We start from the raw sequence: 15,945 nt of genomic DNA on the forward strand, positions 1-15,945 counted from the left end.
CGTTTCGGTTCTCCGTCCTCCGTCGCGGTTGACGCACCCTGCCCCGCCGCTCAAGATCGGCGGCGAAGAGACATCTTGCATTTCACGGGGAGGCTTGGCGTGAAGAAGGGCTACAAGGAACTGCTGGCGGAGGCCAATGCCCAGGTGACGGCCGTCGAGGCGGCAGACGCGCTTGCGCTGCACGGCCGCGACAACCTCGTCTTCGTCGATCTCCGCGACCCGCGCGAACGGGAACGCGAGGGCAGCATTCCCGGCGCCTTTTCCTGCCCGCGCGGCATGCTGGAATTCTGGGTCGATCCGGAAAGCCCCTATGCCAAGCCGGTCTTTGCCGAGGACAGGCAGTTCCTGTTCTTCTGCGCCAGCGGCTGGCGTTCGGCCCTTGCGGCCAAGACGGTCGAGGACATGGGGCTTGACCGGGTCAGCCACATCGCCGGCGGTTTCACCGCGTGGAAGACGGCCGGCGGCGCGGTGGAGGAGATCGTCGGAAAGCATCCGACGAAGCCCACGGCGTAACGCCGGGGCACGCTTAAGGCAGCCTCAGCCCTCTGCCATCGGCAGGAGATCACCGATCTCGTCGAGTTCGAGTTCCACCACCCAGAAATCCGGATCCCATTTGCGTTCCCGCTCGAGGAGGGCGTCGGCCGCCTCGGGCTCGCCGCGAGCGAGCCTCAACTCGAACATGCGGCTATCACGATCCTCGTCGGCGACGAGGGCCTGGGGTGCGGGGCCGTAGAGCGTTTCGGTGCCGTCACGGAACCGCTGGCGCACGAAGATGGCGCCGGCTTCCTCGACACCCTTCTTCGCGACGGCGGCAAAGCCACCGGCGGAAAAGGCGCGGCGGACGAGCGCGGAGACGAAGAGATCGGATCTGACGCGCATGGCGGGTCCGGTCCCGGCCGTTCAGGCGTTTTCGCCGACGGCGGTCGCGCTTGCCGATGCAGACGCCCGGCTTTCCGCAACGTCGGGCACTGCGTCGGCCGACGACAGGTCGGCGGGTTCCTCGCTCGCATCACGGATCCATTCGCGCCAGATCGCCACCAGAAGCGCCATCAGCACCGGGCCGACGAAGAGGCCGAGGAAGCCCATGGTCTTCACCCCGCCGATCAGGCCGAAGAAGGTCGGCAGGAAGGGCAGCTTGATCGGCCCGCCGACGAGCCGGGGCCTCAGCGTCTTGTCGACGATGAAGAGCTCGACCGTGCCCCAGGCGAAGAGCGCAAGGCCCGCGACCAGCGAGCCGCTCGCCATCAGATAGAAGGAGACGAGCGTGAAGGACAGCGGCGCGCCGCCGGGGATCAGCGCCATGACGCCGGAAATCAGGCCGAGGGTGACGGCCGAGGGCACGCCGGCGAGCCAGTAGGCGGTGCCGAGCACGATGCCCTCGCCGATGGCGATGATGGTCATGCCGGTGACCGTCGAGGAGATGGTGAGCGGCACGATGCGCGAGACGCGTTCCCAGCGCATCGGCAGGATGCGTTCGCCGAGGCGATCGAGCTGGGCGATCAGGTGGGCGCCGTCGCGATAGACGAAGAACAGCGTGATCAGCATGAAGAGCAGGGTCAGGAACCACTGAAAGGCCGAGGCGCCGACGACCAGCAGGCCGCGATAGATGCTGCCGATGTTGGAGCCGCTGGTGAGCTGGATGACCTCGCCGATGCCGCCGGGGTGACTCAGATGCTTGGTCCACTGCTCGGCGAGCGCCTCCCCGATCAGCGGAATGCCCCCGAGCCAGGAGGGAACCGGCGCGCCGGATGCGTTGGATGCGATCACCCACACCGCCCAGATCTTCACCTCCTGCACTGCATAGGCGGCAGCGAGCGAGATCGGCACGACGATGAAGGAGATGACCGAGAGGATGGCGATCGTCGCGCCGAGCGTGCGATTGCCGTTCACCGCCGAGAGCAGGCGGCGATAGAGCGGCCAGGAGGCAAAGCCGATGACGAGGGCTGCGAGCACCGGCACGAGGAAGCCGTGGAAGAAATAGACGCCGGCGAGCAGCACGAAGACCAAGAGCCAGCGCGCCGCCGAACGCGGGCCCACCAGCGAGATGCGCTCGTCGCGGCGAAGGTCGAACTGGCTCGGCGCCGTGACGGCCTGTCGATTCCCGGTCTTCTTCGAACTCACGCCCACCCTCCGACTTGATCCGGAGACGCCGGCGCCCTGCGGCCCAACAATCCCCGATCCACCAATGTTTGGCCGAAGCCCCGCCGTCAAGGCAAAGGTTGTGAAATGCGACCAATGACCGCCTATATGGGGGCTCGGCATGACGGGGGGAAGACGGGGGGTGTGCGCAACCGCGTGAGCGCCTATCTGCGCGGCAGGCCGAGGGCGCCGGCGATCCAGTGATCGAGCGCCAGCCGCCCGGGACCTCCGGCGATGATCAGCAGCAGGCAGGCGGCCCAGGTGGCGTGCGTCGGCCAGGCGCCGGGATAGACGAAGGTCTGGATGACCAGCGTCATGCCGAGCAAGGCGAGCGCCGAGAGGCGGCTGAACAACCCCAGCACCAGCAGAACCGGGAAGAGATGTTCGGCAAAGGCGGCCAGATGGGCGGCGAGCCAGGGATCGAGGAGCGGCAGGCGGTATTCGTTCTCGAAGAGGTAGATGGCGCTGTCGGAGAGATGCCAGCCCTCGACCTTGGTCTGGCCCGACTGCCAGAAGACCCCGGCGATGCCGAGCCGCGCGACAAGCGCGATCAGGTCATGCGGGATACGTTCGGCGAGATTTCGGGCCCTCGTGACGAGGCCGATTGCCGACGGCCGGCCGTCCGCGACGAGTTTGGCTTGTTGCGACATCATGCTTCCTCCGGTGTCTGGATTTTCGAAAACGCCCCGCTGGTGATCAGGCCGACGAGGTTTTTGACAAGGTCGAATTCGGGAGTGTCGCCGAGCGCCGTTTCGGCCGCTTCGGCAAGCGTGAGGCCCGCCGCAAGGCCGGAGAGAAACACGGCGGCCCCCGATGGAAGCCGGTGAACCTCGACGATCATGGCCGGGCGCAGCACGAGGGCGTCCTCGCCGCTCCAGTCGTCCACCGGTTGCAGCGGCATCTCACCGGCATTCATCGCCCAGATCGTCACCACCGGATGGGCGGAGCGCAGGATCGACAGGGACGGATGGGCAACGAGGCGCAGGTCGCCGATCCGTTCCGGATCGAGCCCGGTCAGGTCGCTCGCCTCAAGCGGGGCCATGTCCGCGGCGTGGTAGGCCCTGCCCCGGGCCGCCTCGAGCCGGATGACGTCGGGCAGGTAGGACAGATCGCGCGCCGGTTCGAAGGTGGCGACGAAATCGGCGAGGTCGTCGCCATAGGTCAGCAGCAAGGGCGAGCGCGGCGGATGGCGTGCAATAAACTCCGCGGCCATGGCCGAGAAGAAATCCGCACCGACGATCCGCTCCGTCACCGGAAAGCGCGACGCAAGGGCCGCCACGAGACCGGAGCGGACATTGTTGCGATAGACGGCGAAACGCCGCGGCGGGCGATCCGCGGTCCAGGATGTGAGCCCTTCCGGCACCGGCAGCGAAGCGTCCGTGAGCGCTGCGGCGAATTCCGGCTGTAAGGCGGTGAGCGTTGAAGCGGACATGGGCGGCCTCACGCGGCACGCCGTCGCGCGACGCGCTCGAGGATGTCTTCGGCGGCGCGCGCTTCGGCCAGCAGCACCGGCCAGTCGGGCACGTCGTTGTCCCATTCGATCAGGGTTGCGATCGGCCCGGTGCGGTCGATCACCTCCTCATAGAGCGCCCAGACGGGATCCTTCACGGCCGTGTCGTGGCTGTCGATCAGCAGCGCCGCACCGGCGTCGTCGGTCGTCTCGGAGTGTCCGCCCAGATGGATCTCGGCGACATGGGCAAGGGGAAAGCGGGCAAGATAGGCGCGCGGATCGATGCCGTGATTGGTGGCGGCAACGAAAACGTTGTTGACGTCGAGCAGCAGGCCGCAGCCGGTGCGGCGCACGACCTCGGCAAGGAAGTCGGTTTCCTCGAAGGTGCTCTCCCGGAAGGTCAGGTAGGTGGCCGGGTTTTCCAGGAGCATCTGCCGCTTCAGGAGCGCCTGCACCTCGTCGATATGGGCGACCACGCCGTCAAGCGTCGCCTTCGTATAGGGAAGCGGCAGCAGGTCGTTGAGGAAGACCTCGCCGTGGCTCGACCAGGCGAGATGTTCGGAAAAGCTCTCCGGCTGGTAGCGGTCGCAGAGGACCTTCAGGCGCTTCAGGTGATCGCGATCGAGCGGCTGCATGGCGCCGATCGACAGGCCGACGCCATGGACCGACAGCGCATAATCCTCGCGCAGCCGGGAAAGGCGCGCATGCGGCGGGCCGCCCGCCCCCATGTAGTTTTCGGCATGGATCTCGAAGAAGCCGAGCGGCTGGGGTCCCGTATCGATCTCGGCAAAATGCTCGGGCTTGAAGCCGACGCCGGTCCGGCGCGGAAGCGTTGAGGCCTGCATGATCACTCTCCGGATGGAATGGAAATCGAGGGGCGCGGCTCAATCCGCGCCACCCCTTGTGTTCGAGCGACCTCAGACGGGCGCCGGGCCCTGCATCAGCGAGCCGTGGCCGTCGGGCGTCTTCATCGCCTCGCAGGTGCCGGCGGGCACGAGCTTCCAGGCGTTTTTCTGGTAGTCGATCTTCGAGGTTCCGGCACAGGTCGTGCCGGGGCCGGCCGCGCAGTCGTTCTGCCCCTTGAGGGCGACCCCGTAGCACTTCTCCTTCGAGGCATCCTGCGCCGCGGCCGGATGGCTTGCGGCGAGGCTCAGGGCGGCGGCAAGCGAAGCGGCCAGCACGTTGCAGGTGTTGTTCATGGTCTTCTTCCTTGTTGGACGATGGGTGGTCGGGGTCGATCTCAAGATCAAGCCGGGGATCAGGCCGGGGTCAGCGAGCCATGGCCGCCGTCGGGCGTCATCATGGTCGTGCAGGTTCCCGTGGGCACCAGCTTGAAGGACTGCTTGTCGTAGTCCATGGTCGAATGACCGGCGCAGTCGTGCTTGCCGGCGGCGCAGTCGTTCTGGCCCTTCATCGCGATGCCGTAGCATTTCTCCTTGGCATCCTCGGCGAAGGCGGGGGCGGAGACGGCGGCAAGGGCCGAAGCGAGCGAGCTGGCAAGCGCGAGGGTGGCGAGACTGGTCTTCATGATAAGTTCTCCTCAGATCCCGGGCCGGAATTGGCCTGGTATCTCGGGCTACGCGGCGGGGCGTGCGGACGTTACAGGCCGGTTTGCGGAAAATTGTCGAGGAGACGGCGAAGGTCTTCTTTTCCGGTTCAGAATTCCGCATTCAATTCATGGACTTGCCATGCATTTCCGCGGCGATCAAAATTTCTGGTAACAAAAACGTGTGGGCGCCCGTAGAGGTCAATGTGAAGCAGGCAGTGCAGGAAGTGGAATGGGCGGAATGGATGCGCGGCGCCATTGACGGCGACGCGCAGGCCTATAACCGTTTTCTTGTCGCGGTCACTCCCCGGTTGAGGTCGATGGCGCGGCGCCGCTGCGAACAGTTCGGTGCGCCGGCCGGAGAAGCCGAGGACATCGTGCAGGAGGTGCTGCTCGCCGTCCACCTCAAGCGCGGCAGCTGGGATCCGGCCCGGCCGATCGGCCCCTGGCTCTCGACGATCGTGCGCAACAAGCTGATCGACAGCCTGAGGAGACGCGGACGCCGCGTCAGCGTGCCGATCGAGGACGTGATCGAGACGCTGGAGGCGCCGTCGGAGACGAGCAATCTCGACCGGCAGGATGCGCTGAACCTGCTCGAGCGGCTGAAGGATCCGCAGCGCGACATCGTGCGGTCGATCTCGATCGAGGGCGCCGGGGTGCGGGAAACGGCGCTCAGGCTGAAGATGACGGAAGGTGCGGTGCGGGTGGCGCTGCATCGGGCGCTGAAATCGCTTGCCACCCTTTATCGGAGTGAGACGTGAAAACCGACGAGTTGATCAGACTGCTTTCCGAGGATGCGCCCGTCCGGCTGCGTCTTGGCCGCATGCTGGCGCTGGCGCTCTGCGCCGGCGTGCTGGTCTCCGGGGCCGTTTTCCTCGCCTCCGTCGGGTTGCGCCATAACCTCGTGAGCGCAGTGGAAACCGCACGCGTCGCCTTCAAGATCGGCGCGACGCTGGCGCTCGCCATCGCCGGCTTCGGCCTCTTGACCCGGATCGGCCGGCCGGGGGCGGCGACCGGCGCGTGGATCATGGCGCTTGCCGGCGTGCTTGGCGCCGTGGCAGTCGCGGTCGCCGCCGAACTCCTGACCGTGCCGCAGGCGGAATGGGGCGCCAACCTTAGCGGCCAGCACGCCGCCTTCTGCGTGTTCTTCATTCCGGTGCTCTCGCTCGCCCCGCTTGCCGCCTTCATCGCCGCGCTCCGGGAAGGTGCGCCGGAAAACCCGGGCCGCGCCGGTGCTGTGGCCGGCCTTGCGGCCAGCGCGATCGGGGCCGCGCTCTATGCCTGGCACTGCCCGGACGACAGCCCCCTCTTCCTCGCCACCTGGTACACCCTGGCGATCACGATCGTCACCACCGCCGGCTATGTCGCGGGGCGGCGGTTGCTGCGGTGGTAGGGGCGGTGCGCCACGACGGAGGGCGTAGTATCTGGCAGCGAACTGCGTCTGCGATCAGCACTCAGCCGAGAACGCAGCAGAAATATGAACTTGCAATTGTTCTATCCGAACAACTCATTGCGGTTCCCGGCCGATGGCAATTTTTCTTGATCATCAATAACGAATTTTTTGCCCATCCACTTAACGTCAAATTGCTCAAGTTTGCTGACGAGCCGCCGATGTTTGGCTGTTTTCAGAAGTTCGTTGAGCGCCCCCTCACTCCCCGTTTCGACCCTCAGAAGCCTCCCACCTGTTGCTGTCAGAAACGCAAACAAGAAGCCAAAAAACACTGCAAGCCAGCGGACAATTGGCGTCGTCTCCAACAACATCGGAATGCACGAAACCAAAGCGATTACGAGTGCCAAACCAATTCTGATTTCTCTCTTCCGAGCGAGCACGCGTTCTACATCCGCGCATAGCGCCACCACTGCATCTCGATCCTCCTGCAGCTTTGTGGCCAATTGTGCGCCTAACGACGCCTCCTGCTGCTCCCGTTCCCTTTGGATGGCTTCGATCTTTTGGTTGGCGTGCTCCAAACGCCGCTTACTTTCCGCACGCGCCTCGTTCAACGAGGCCTGCCCCTTCAAGCGTTCTTCTTCTAGATGGGGGTGCAGCATCTCTTGCCAAAGCAACGCGAAGTTTTCTTCAGTGACAACGTTCGTCGCGCCGAGTGTTTTGTCCATGAGCGCTTGCGCGCTACGGTCCTGAGAGATCAATAGGTCAAGCTGGCGGGTCTTATCTGTATCACCTAGCGCCTCGGTTAGGCGTTTGACCGCGTCCACTACACCTGGCCGGATAGCTAGGACGTGTTCGCAGCTGGCAAGTAGCATGCGTTTTGGAATGTTGAGATCGCCTGCCCCCATTCCTGTCCGAAGCCACATTGCAGTCGCCAAGACTCGGCGATGCACGACCGGTGGCACAGCATCAGCAGCAGGCGCCGTGGCTTGGGCGGATATTTTTCGGACGATTTGTGCAAGCAGGCCATTTCGAGTGAGCAGGACCGCGTGCGACTTAAAAATATCTCGACTAGTTCTCCCGTGTCGTTGTCTTACAACGAATGCGGTGACATCTGCGTCATGCTCTCTCGCACGTGGATTCTCTGCGAAACTAAGCTTGCTATAGAGTTCCTCCCATTGTTCTTTCGTAAAATATTGGTGTTCGGAAGGGGTCTGATCCATCGTGCGATACGCAATTTTCACGCCCTTCTTTTCCAATAGAGATGACGGATCTCTTGAGACCTCCATAACATATTCCCGCAAGACCTCACGCCGCAGCATTGCTTGGGCGGTCGGACCTGTAGGTCGAGAGTTTCTCAGCACGGCCTCCAGGCTATTCTTTATCTCTTCTATACTCTGTCCAAATATCCGAATGGAAGCACCTATCCGGATCAGTTCTGCGATTACTGGCTCCGTATTCTCTCGAGCCAACCTCCCCGAAACACCAAGCAATTCCATCGCGACCGGCGCATCAAGATAAACTATTAGATCTGTTCTATCGACGGACGTTACAGGCCGTACAAAGTCCTGCACAACTTCTGTCAACAACCCAATCGCGGCAATTCGAGCCAGAACCTCAGCGCTTCCTTTATCTTCTTCGATTGCCCGTTTTACGAAACGCGCACACAGGAATTTTTCTTCATCACGAAGCGACGTAGTATTTGGAATCTCTACATATTGCCGTAGTGTTCCTGTCTCATCTTTTCTAAATCCAGCCCGAAAATCTATATTACGCTCACTGAACGCCTCGATATAGAGAAGCCATTCGACAAGAATATCTTCGAACTCTTCTACGTCTCTTGGAATAGTCGTGAGCGGGGACAGGCTTTCAGAGAATGATTTAAACTGAATAGCGATCCGACGTAGTTCTGATTCCACGTTTTGCGCCGTCTCGTCAAAGTTCACTTGGACGGGCATTTGAATTGTGTAGCTAGTATCCTTGTTCGCAGCGATGTCCGCGACGACCCATCCTTGGCGTTCCAAATATGGGACAAATGCCTCAACGAGGTCTGCGTTGAAGTTCCATTTGTAAGTATCTCTGACGGCTGAAGCGATCACATTGGGATCAAGTTTGTTGCCGTTGTACAAACGCAATACCGGATCAAAGAAAGGTAGTATTGCCTCCATAAGATTTCCGCTCTCGCTACCGAGTGCAGATAGCGCGCCGTAAATGCGGACGGCAGAGCGAGTAAGTTGTTGCGGCATGACGAGCGTGGTCCAAATAGTGCCAGTTTCTCAAAACTGACAATACAACCACCAGTGAAGTCAAATGTTTTTGTCGGAACTCCACGTATCCGCGCTGACAGTCCCCTCGCCCTGCTCAGTCGGCCTTGGACGCCACCCAGTTGTGCCACTGGGCTTCCGAGCCGTTGAAGACGTTGAGGTCGATCTTTTCGTCGACGCCGTGCGACAGGCCGGAGCCGGAATACTGCCAGAACAGCCACTTGCGGTCCGGATAGACCTTGGAGGGATGGGCGGCGACCGAGCGCAGCCAGAAGGGGTGGTTGGGGAAGGCGCCGCGCAGGTTGTCGCGGTAGAAGTCGGGCGCGGTGTAGATGATCGGGCGCTGGCCGTAATGGCGCTCCAGCTTGTCCATGAAGACCTGCATCTTTTCCAGCACCTTTTCGCGCGAGACGCGGCGCTTGCAGCTCGATTCGCCGTTGTATTCGACGTCGATCACCGGCGGCAGGGCGCCGGCTTCCTTCGGCACGTTGCGGATGAACCAGTCGGCCTGTTCGCCGGCGGTGCGGCACCAATAGAAGAAGTGATAGGCGCCGCGGCGGATGCCGGCGTCTTTCGCCTTGCGCCAGTTCGTGCGGAACATCGGGTCGATATGGTCGCCGCCGTCGGTCGCCTTGATGAAGGCGAAGTTGGCGCCCTGGGTGCGGAGCTTGGCCCAGTCGATGTCGCCCTGCCAGCGCGAGACGTCGACGCCGTGGACGGCGAGCTTCTTCGGCGACTGCTTGCCGAAATTGATCGGCTTGGCATCGCGGAACTGGCGCGCATAGACGCGGCCGCCCTTCTGCGGGATGGTCAGCACCGCGGGTTCGGCCGGCACGAGGGCGGCGACCGGCTTTTCCTCCGGCACCGGCATGCCGACCGTCATCGCGGTCGCGGTGAAGGCCTGCGGCTGGGGCACTTCGCCGGCCCAGGCGAGTTCGTGGGGGGCTGGCGACGCGGGTGCGGCGGCAACGGTGGCGGGCGGGGTCATCGGCGCCGCAGTACCGGCGATCTCGGCGGACGGCACCGGCGCGCGGGGCGCGACCGCGCTGGTCTTTTCCTGCGAAGGCTGCGGCAGAAACGCGCTTTCGGGATCGGAACCGGACACGCAGCCGGAGGCGGCCAGACAGGCAAGGAGGATTGCTGGGAGAGCCGTAAGACGCATTTTTACCCGCACGCAAGACAAACAAGGGAACACGCTCAACACGCCTCAGCCGTCGGCCGGGGCGAATTGCTAACGGAAACTTACCGGCAAAACCTAAATGCAATCTTTACGGATCGCGGCGGGACAGTCGGGCAAGCCATTGCACGCGGGCCCGACCCTGCACGTTTTGTCGCAATCCGTGGCTCGCCCTGCCCCGTGGGGTGGCGTCCCTCGCGACCGCGACGGGGCGCTGGAGGGCGGACGTCCGAGGGGCCGGCATCGCCTCTTCGGGCGGGGAAAGCCCTGAAGACCGGCCCGTTTGGGTAGCTTTCGCCCGAAGGTTGTCCTGGGCTAAACTCGGCAATCGGAACCCGGAGGAGGAAGACACCATGCCGTTCCAGTTCGCCAATCTCGACCAGCGCGCCTTCGAGGATCCGCGCGGGCTTCTCGACGAATTCATCATGCAGCTCGAACAACTTCTCGTGAACCTTCTCTACGAGACCGTCGAGGACTTCGATTTCAAACCGGATTTCGGGGAAGATATCGAGACAGTCCGACTGGGACTCACCGACGCGCGGGAAAACAACATCTTCAATCGCGCACGTGCGGGCATTTCCGACATCGCGACCGACGCTCTCGAGGCGACGCGCCTCATCGGCAACGGCCTGCTGTCGAAGTTGAAAGGCCTTGTTTCCATGGGCGACAAGATGCGAAAAGGCCTGCGCAAGGCGCTGACCTATCTGCTCGACATGGTCAATGCCGTCCTGAGTTCGATCGCGAATGCGGCTGCCAAGGTTACCTCACTGGTGATCGATGCGATCGCGGAGCTCAAGGACCTGATCAAGGCGCACATCGACCTGGCCAACGGGTGGTAGGAGACTAGACCCGGATCGCCAACCTCAAACCGCCCCAGTGGCGGCCGCCGACGGTGATCGGGGCGGAGATGTCCTTCATCACGACGAAATTGCCGCCGCCCATGTCGCGGCGGTAGGTCTGGACCAGGAAGGGCGCGGTCGAACGGCCGGCGGCGAGCCCGACGCGATCGTTGAAGATGCGGCGGTTGCGGCAGTTCGCGGTGTTCCACACGGCGTCGCCCGGGCGCTGCGGCGCGGAGAACTTCTTGTTGTGGGTCGGCAGGTAGCCATTGGTGTCGACGGCGGCGCAGAAGCCGATGCGGTCGGAGAGCGTCAGCACCGGCTCGAGGATGCCGGGCAGAACCTGGTCGGTGAATTCGGTGAAGGCCGCCATCATCTGCACCGGATCGGTGCCCGGGATCGGCCGGTAGCTGCGGTCGAAGAGCGCGCTCATGCCGATGCGTCCGCCGCTCACGCCCCTCTCGAAGGCTTCGGAGATCCGCGCCGCCACGTCACAGGCCGCATCGATCCAGGGGCTGTCGGCGGTCTCGATGCCGGCAGACGCGGTGAGCTGGATCAGGGTTTCCGAAAGCGCCACCACGCGGTCGACGCGGGTTGCGGCATTCTGCAGGGCTGTGTCGGATTCCGACACCTCGCCGGCCATGGTGTTGAGCGTGCCGACGAATTCCGCGCACTGGCGGTCCACCGTATCGGTGGTCCGTGCCATGGTGCCGGAGCCATCGAGGATGCGGGTGATGACCGCCTCCATCGCGCCAAAGGAATTGTTCATCGCCTGGGAGGTCTCGCGCACGCCGAGCGCGCTTTCACTCGCGCCGTGACCGGCCTCCGACAGGCGGCCGATCTTGCCGCGGATCTCGTTCAAGGTCTGCTGGATGGAACCGGTCGCCTGCGAGGTCTGCAGCGCGAGCGCGCGGATTTCGGCGGCGACGACGGCAAAGCCCTTGCCGGCCTCACCGGCGCGGGCTGCCTCGATCGCGGCATTGAGGGCGAGAAGGTTGGTCTGGCGGGCGATCGAGCCGATCTCCTCGGCCACCTTGTCGACATTGGACAGCGAGACGGAGAAGGTGCCGATCTCGGTGGAGATCTCCTGGGAGGCGGCGACCATCTGGTCGATCTTGTCGACGGCGCCGGACAGGCGGGTAGAGGATTCGCCGAGCATGCGGCGGGCCTCGACGGCAGTCTCGTCGGTTTCGCGCAGCGACGCAGCGACATTCTTGTTGGTTTCGGCAATGGAAAGGGCGGTGCGGGTCACGGCATCGAAGGTAGTCGCATGGCGCTTCGACATGGCGGCCACGTCCTGGATCGCGCCGGCAATGTCGACGAGGTCGATACCGAGGGTTGACGCCTCGTCGGCCAGCTTGGAGATGATCCCGCGCAGCGCGTCAGCGTCGACGCCCCGATCGGGCTGCTCTTCAGGCTGCCAATCGGTGGTCAGAGCTGCATTCGACATGGTCATAGGCACAATCCTCCCGCGAATTGTGACTATCCCCCAACAGAATTAAGAATTTGCATACATGCTAATAAGTAAGAGTGCTTCGTATTCACGAATACAACCCTGCCCTGTAACGGGCATTGAGATCCGTCAAAGTGCGCCGATGTCGCGCAGCTTCTTCAGCACCTTCTCGCTCGGCTCGCCGGTTTCCGGAAGACGGTAGTGGCGCTCGAAGCGGCGGATCGCGGCGCGGGTCTGTTCGCCGGCCACGCCGTCGACGCTGACGTCGGTATAGGCGATGTTGGCGAGGCCGCGCTGGATCTCCATGACAAGGGCGGCATCGGCCGCGGAAATGGGGGCCGCGGAAATGGGGGCAGCGGAGACGGGTGCGGCGGCAGCGGCGGGTGCCGAGACCGGGATCGCGGCTGGCGGCGTCGCCTTGCGGTCGGGCGCGGTGACCACGACCTTCTGGGCGCTGCGGATCGCAGCCGCAACCGGATCGGGCGCCTGCTGGGCGGCATCCAGATCTTCCTTCGGGCGCTCGCGCGGCACGGCGGCCGTAACGCGGGTGTCTTCCTTGAGCGCTGCGAGCAGTTCGGTGCTGACGAGGCCGTTCGCCTCGAGGCCGATCGACTTCTGGAACAGGGCGACGGCGCTTTCGGTGCGCGGGCCGATCACACCGTCAGCCGCGCCCTCATAGAGGCCAAGCCGGGCGAGTTCGCCCTGAACGGCGACGACAAGAGCGGTGGTTTCCGGCGGCGGGGCGAGAGCGGCATCCTCGGCGGCAGCGACTTCGCCCGTCGAGGCCTCGCCGGCATCGGCCGGTGCGGCCTCGCGCTCGATCTTGAAGGTGGTGACGGTCGCGGGGTCCTTCGCCTGCAGCGGATTGCGCGATACGCCGGCGAGCGCGTTGAAATCGGTGACGTCGCGGGTGCGCAACAGCGGCGACGGATGCAGCCCCGGCTGGTACCACAGCGCATTGGCGGCGATGAAGCCGAAGGTCACGCAGAACGCAGCGATGCCGCCCACCGACCGCGGGTAGCGGCCGACGAGGCGTGCAGAGGCGCCAATGCCCGCAAGAAGAAAGGCCGGCACAGGCGAGGCCGGCTTCTTCTCAGGCGATTTTCGCTTTCGCTTCGTCATAAACAGTCTCTTTCTCGCACTCCATGGTGGCCGGCTTTTCCGCCGACTTCAAGCGCGGCGGAAACTCGACCATGTTCTCTCCACCGCCGAAATCGCCGGCAGCACCCGAACCGTCGGCCGGCAGGCAGATGGTGACCACCGTGCCCTCGCCCGGACGGCTCTCCATGCGGAAGGTGCCGCCATGCAGGGCGGTCAGGCCCTTGACCAGCGACAGGCCGAGGCCGGAGCCCTCGTAGTTGCGGCTCAGGTCGTCGTGGATCTGGGTGAACGGCCGGCCGATCAGCGCCATCTTTTCCGGCGCGATGCCGATGCCGGTGTCGGACACGACGATCTTGAGGTCCGAACCTTCACGGCTGGCGTCGATGATGACGGAGCCGCCGGCTTCGGTGAACTTGATGGCATTGCCGACCAGATTGATCAGCACCTGGCGCAGGGCGCGCTCGTCGGCGCAGACTTCGCCGAGGCCGCGGGCGATGCGGCTGGTCAGCTTGACGCCCTTGTTGGCGGCCTGCAAGGACAGCATCTGTTCGCATTCGGCAACCGCGTCGCCGATCATGAAGTGCTCGAGCATCAGCTCGTAGCGGCCGGCCTCGATCTTCGACATGTCGAGCATGGCATTGACGACCGAGAGCAGATGGGCGCCCGACTGGCGGATCAGCTGGACATATTCGCGCTGACGGTCGTTTTCGAGCTTGCCGAAATATTCGCCGGCCAGGATGTCGGAGAAACCGAGGATGGCATTGAGCGGCGTGCGCAGCTCGTGGCTGACGGCGGCGAGGAAGCGCGACTTCGCCTCGTGGGCGGCGGCGGCCTCGTCTTCCTTCAGGGACACGGTATCGCGGATCGACATCTCGCCGGCAATGTCGAGGATCTGGGCATGCACCGCGAGGAGCCGGCCGTCGACGGCATGGGTGGCGGTCATATCCATGCGGACATTCATGAACTGGGCCTGGTCGAGGCCGAGCACCGGCCGGTCGAGGCGCAGGTCGATGACGACGGCATCGGCCCCCTGGCGCAGCTCGTCGAGCGCCTGGACGAAGGCGATGCGGTCGGAGACGTGGACCTGCTCGGCGAAGGGCCGGCCAAAGGGCTCGCGCAGGAAGGAGAGGAACATGTCGCGGTCGCGGCCGCCGGCCTGGCGGACATAACCGGAGGGATCGAGCCCGAGAATAAGGCCCGGGCAGACATCAAAGGGCGAGAGTTCGGCGGTGGTGTCGAACGCCCGCGGCGCCTCGGTCTTCGGCCGGGCGGCGCGATGGGCGGCGATCAGCGCCACGGCGCAAACCATGAAGAGCGAGACGACGACGGCAAAGCCGAGCGGCAGGGCGATCGCGGCGCCATAATAGAAGGAGAGCGCGGAGGGGGCGACGAGAAGCGGCGCAAGGAAGCCGCCCATCAGGCGGCGCAGGGCTGCGACCTCGGTCGGATCGACCGGCTCGCCACCCGCGCTCGGTGCCAGGCACCTGCCGGCAGCGCGATCGAGAATCGCCCTCGTCCTGTCAGCCATGTTACGCAATACCTGCACGCCCAAAACTCGCGAAACGGTTTCATTTCCGTGCGCCGACATTAGGCCCGGCGCGCTTAAGGAAAAGATAAGGGGAGGCCCTCGGAGGCCCCCCAAAGGGCGCCAAAGACCCAGAATAGGACACTTGCGGCGAGCTTTCGAAAACGTGGTTAACGGGACGTAAGCGGCGGATTTATCAGTGTTTTCCTGATTACGTTAATCTTTGTGTCCGCACACCCCCGGCAAAGCCGGTGGATTGCCGGGGCGGCGCCACAATTATGCTTAACAGCGACCGCTAAAACTTGAAGCAAAGGCGGTTCAAATGCCGTCCGGCGAGAATTGGATAAAATTTGAAGCAAATACCCGTGGTTTTTGAAAAGCGATCTTTGCAACCCGCGGCTAGGTTGCCCTCACAAGTCCGGGAACGAACCCGGCGCCGCCCGGCAAAGAGCGGGCAAACAGGGATTGGTGAAGACGATGTGGTTTCTGATCAAGGGAACGTTCTGGTGCTCCATGACGCTGGTGGTGCTGTCCTTCTTCGGCAGCCAGCCGAGCGAACCGACCGCCGGTGAGCAGCGCCTCGAAGTGGGCGACGCAATCGCGGCTGCAACGGGCGCCTATCAATATCTCTCCGCGATCTGCGTGGAGAAACCCGAAGTGTGCGAGAAGGGCGCGGAAACGCTGACCGTGCTCGGCAAGCGAGCCCGCGAAGGTGCCCTCGTCGCCTACCAGCTTCTCGACAGCCAGTTCGCCGACGAGGCAGAGGAAGCTGCAAAGCCGGCCCTCGCCGCCGCCGAGCCGGTCGAACCGACGACCGTCTCCGACATCATCACCACCGGCACGGTCGTTCCGAGCCCCCGCCCCGCAAAGGGCCCCAAGCCCTACACGCCGCCGAAGCCCTGAAAAGCCGCCGACGCGTGTAACCCGACGAATTTCGAAGGCCGCCACCCGACACGGTCGGCCTCCTGCCCCCCTTGCTTCGGCGCATGGGTTCCGTGTTGTCCCTCGGAACCGCCGCGCCGCGGCCTGTCTGCCTGTCCCACAGGAAACTTCGGCCCTTAGCC

Annotated in this window: 17 protein-coding genes; 5 read left to right on the forward strand and 12 right to left on the reverse strand. The window is 64.0% G+C overall.

Features of this window, described 5'->3' with window-relative positions; all coding sequences use genetic code 11:
- Positions 1 to 99 precede the first annotated feature (99 nt).
- A complete protein-coding gene (locus HHL25_RS22045) occupies positions 100 to 513 on the forward strand; it encodes a rhodanese-like domain-containing protein (RefSeq protein WP_169595395.1) in 414 nt (137 codons plus the stop codon).
- Between the two features lie 24 nt (positions 514 to 537).
- On the opposite strand, the gene HHL25_RS22050 is transcribed toward HHL25_RS22045, so the two are convergent.
- The 7 genes from HHL25_RS22050 to HHL25_RS22080 form a co-directional block, all read right to left on the reverse strand.
- On the reverse strand, positions 538 to 879 hold the full coding sequence (locus tag HHL25_RS22050) for a DUF1491 family protein (protein WP_169595396.1): 342 nt from the start codon (positions 877 to 879) through the stop codon (positions 538 to 540).
- A gap of 21 nt (positions 880 to 900) precedes the next feature.
- Positions 901 to 2,046, reverse strand: coding sequence for an AI-2E family transporter (locus tag HHL25_RS22055; protein WP_390624536.1), 1,146 nt, complete (start codon positions 2,044 to 2,046; stop codon positions 901 to 903).
- Positions 2,047 to 2,303: 257 nt separating this feature from the next.
- Positions 2,304 to 2,792 carry a DoxX family protein gene (locus HHL25_RS22060; protein ID WP_246701942.1) on the reverse strand — a complete coding sequence of 163 codons (489 nt, stop codon included), beginning with the start codon at positions 2,790 to 2,792 and terminating at the stop codon, positions 2,304 to 2,306.
- A complete protein-coding gene (locus HHL25_RS22065; protein ID WP_169595398.1) occupies positions 2,789 to 3,571 on the reverse strand; it encodes an HvfC/BufC N-terminal domain-containing protein in 783 nt (260 codons plus the stop codon). The genes HHL25_RS22060 and HHL25_RS22065 overlap by 4 nt, the downstream gene beginning before the upstream one ends.
- An 8-nt stretch (positions 3,572 to 3,579) precedes the next feature.
- Positions 3,580 to 4,434 carry an MNIO family bufferin maturase gene (gene bufB / locus HHL25_RS22070; protein WP_169595399.1) on the reverse strand — a complete coding sequence of 285 codons (855 nt, stop codon included), beginning with the start codon at positions 4,432 to 4,434 and terminating at the stop codon, positions 3,580 to 3,582.
- A 72-nt stretch (positions 4,435 to 4,506) separates the two neighbouring features.
- Positions 4,507 to 4,788: a BufA1 family periplasmic bufferin-type metallophore gene (locus tag HHL25_RS22075; protein WP_169595400.1), complete on the reverse strand. Its 282-nt coding sequence runs from the start codon at positions 4,786 to 4,788 to the stop codon at positions 4,507 to 4,509.
- Between the two features lie 59 nt (positions 4,789 to 4,847).
- The gene (locus tag HHL25_RS22080; RefSeq protein ID WP_169595401.1) at positions 4,848 to 5,117 is read right to left on the reverse strand and encodes a BufA1 family periplasmic bufferin-type metallophore; all 270 of its coding nucleotides are present in this window, start codon (positions 5,115 to 5,117) and stop codon (positions 4,848 to 4,850) included.
- 224 nt (positions 5,118 to 5,341) lie between these two features.
- Here HHL25_RS22080 and HHL25_RS22085 point away from each other — a divergent pair, with 224 nt between their 5' ends.
- Together HHL25_RS22085 and HHL25_RS22090 are read left to right on the forward strand one after the other, a co-directional pair.
- A complete protein-coding gene (locus HHL25_RS22085; protein ID WP_169595402.1) occupies positions 5,342 to 5,896 on the forward strand; it encodes a sigma-70 family RNA polymerase sigma factor in 555 nt (184 codons plus the stop codon).
- Positions 5,893 to 6,528 (forward strand): NrsF family protein, encoded by a 636-nt coding sequence (locus HHL25_RS22090; RefSeq protein WP_169595403.1) that lies wholly within the window; start codon positions 5,893 to 5,895, stop codon positions 6,526 to 6,528. The genes HHL25_RS22085 and HHL25_RS22090 overlap by 4 nt, the downstream gene beginning before the upstream one ends.
- A gap of 101 nt (positions 6,529 to 6,629) precedes the next feature.
- Here HHL25_RS22090 and HHL25_RS22095 read toward each other — a convergent pair whose 3' ends face one another.
- Both HHL25_RS22095 and HHL25_RS22100 read right to left on the reverse strand, forming a co-directional pair.
- Positions 6,630 to 8,768, reverse strand: a complete 2,139-nt coding sequence (locus HHL25_RS22095; RefSeq protein ID WP_169595404.1) for a hypothetical protein — start codon at positions 8,766 to 8,768, stop codon at positions 6,630 to 6,632.
- A gap of 115 nt (positions 8,769 to 8,883) precedes the next feature.
- Positions 8,884 to 9,948, reverse strand: coding sequence for a glycoside hydrolase family 25 protein (locus tag HHL25_RS22100; RefSeq protein WP_169595405.1), 1,065 nt, complete (start codon positions 9,946 to 9,948; stop codon positions 8,884 to 8,886).
- A gap of 368 nt (positions 9,949 to 10,316) precedes the next feature.
- Between HHL25_RS22100 and HHL25_RS22105 the strand changes: the two genes are divergently transcribed.
- Positions 10,317 to 10,802, forward strand: coding sequence for a hypothetical protein (locus tag HHL25_RS22105; protein WP_169595406.1), 486 nt, complete (start codon positions 10,317 to 10,319; stop codon positions 10,800 to 10,802).
- A 4-nt stretch (positions 10,803 to 10,806) separates the two neighbouring features.
- On the opposite strand, the gene HHL25_RS22110 is transcribed toward HHL25_RS22105, so the two are convergent.
- The 3 genes from HHL25_RS22110 to HHL25_RS22120 all read right to left on the reverse strand — a co-directional run bounded on the left by HHL25_RS22110 (position 10,807) and on the right by HHL25_RS22120 (position 14,884).
- Positions 10,807 to 12,252 carry a methyl-accepting chemotaxis protein gene (locus tag HHL25_RS22110; RefSeq protein ID WP_169595489.1) on the reverse strand — a complete coding sequence of 482 codons (1,446 nt, stop codon included), beginning with the start codon at positions 12,250 to 12,252 and terminating at the stop codon, positions 10,807 to 10,809.
- 132 nt (positions 12,253 to 12,384) lie between these two features.
- Complete coding sequence (locus HHL25_RS22115) at positions 12,385 to 13,377, reverse strand: peptidoglycan-binding domain-containing protein (RefSeq protein ID WP_169595407.1); 993 nt, start codon at positions 13,375 to 13,377, stop codon at positions 12,385 to 12,387.
- The gene (locus HHL25_RS22120; RefSeq protein ID WP_205927982.1) at positions 13,349 to 14,884 is read right to left on the reverse strand and encodes a sensor histidine kinase; all 1,536 of its coding nucleotides are present in this window, start codon (positions 14,882 to 14,884) and stop codon (positions 13,349 to 13,351) included. Before HHL25_RS22120 ends, HHL25_RS22115 begins: the two co-directional genes overlap by 29 nt.
- Before the next feature lie 474 nt (positions 14,885 to 15,358).
- Here HHL25_RS22120 and HHL25_RS22125 point away from each other — a divergent pair, with 474 nt between their 5' ends.
- Positions 15,359 to 15,784 (forward strand): DUF5330 domain-containing protein, encoded by a 426-nt coding sequence (locus HHL25_RS22125; RefSeq protein ID WP_169595409.1) that lies wholly within the window; start codon positions 15,359 to 15,361, stop codon positions 15,782 to 15,784.
- Positions 15,785 to 15,945: the final 161 nt, after the last annotated feature.

Origin of the sequence: Rhizobium terricola (genome assembly GCF_012927355.1) — a bacterium.
In the GTDB taxonomy this organism is placed as follows: domain Bacteria; phylum Pseudomonadota; class Alphaproteobacteria; order Rhizobiales; family Rhizobiaceae; genus Allorhizobium; species Allorhizobium terricola.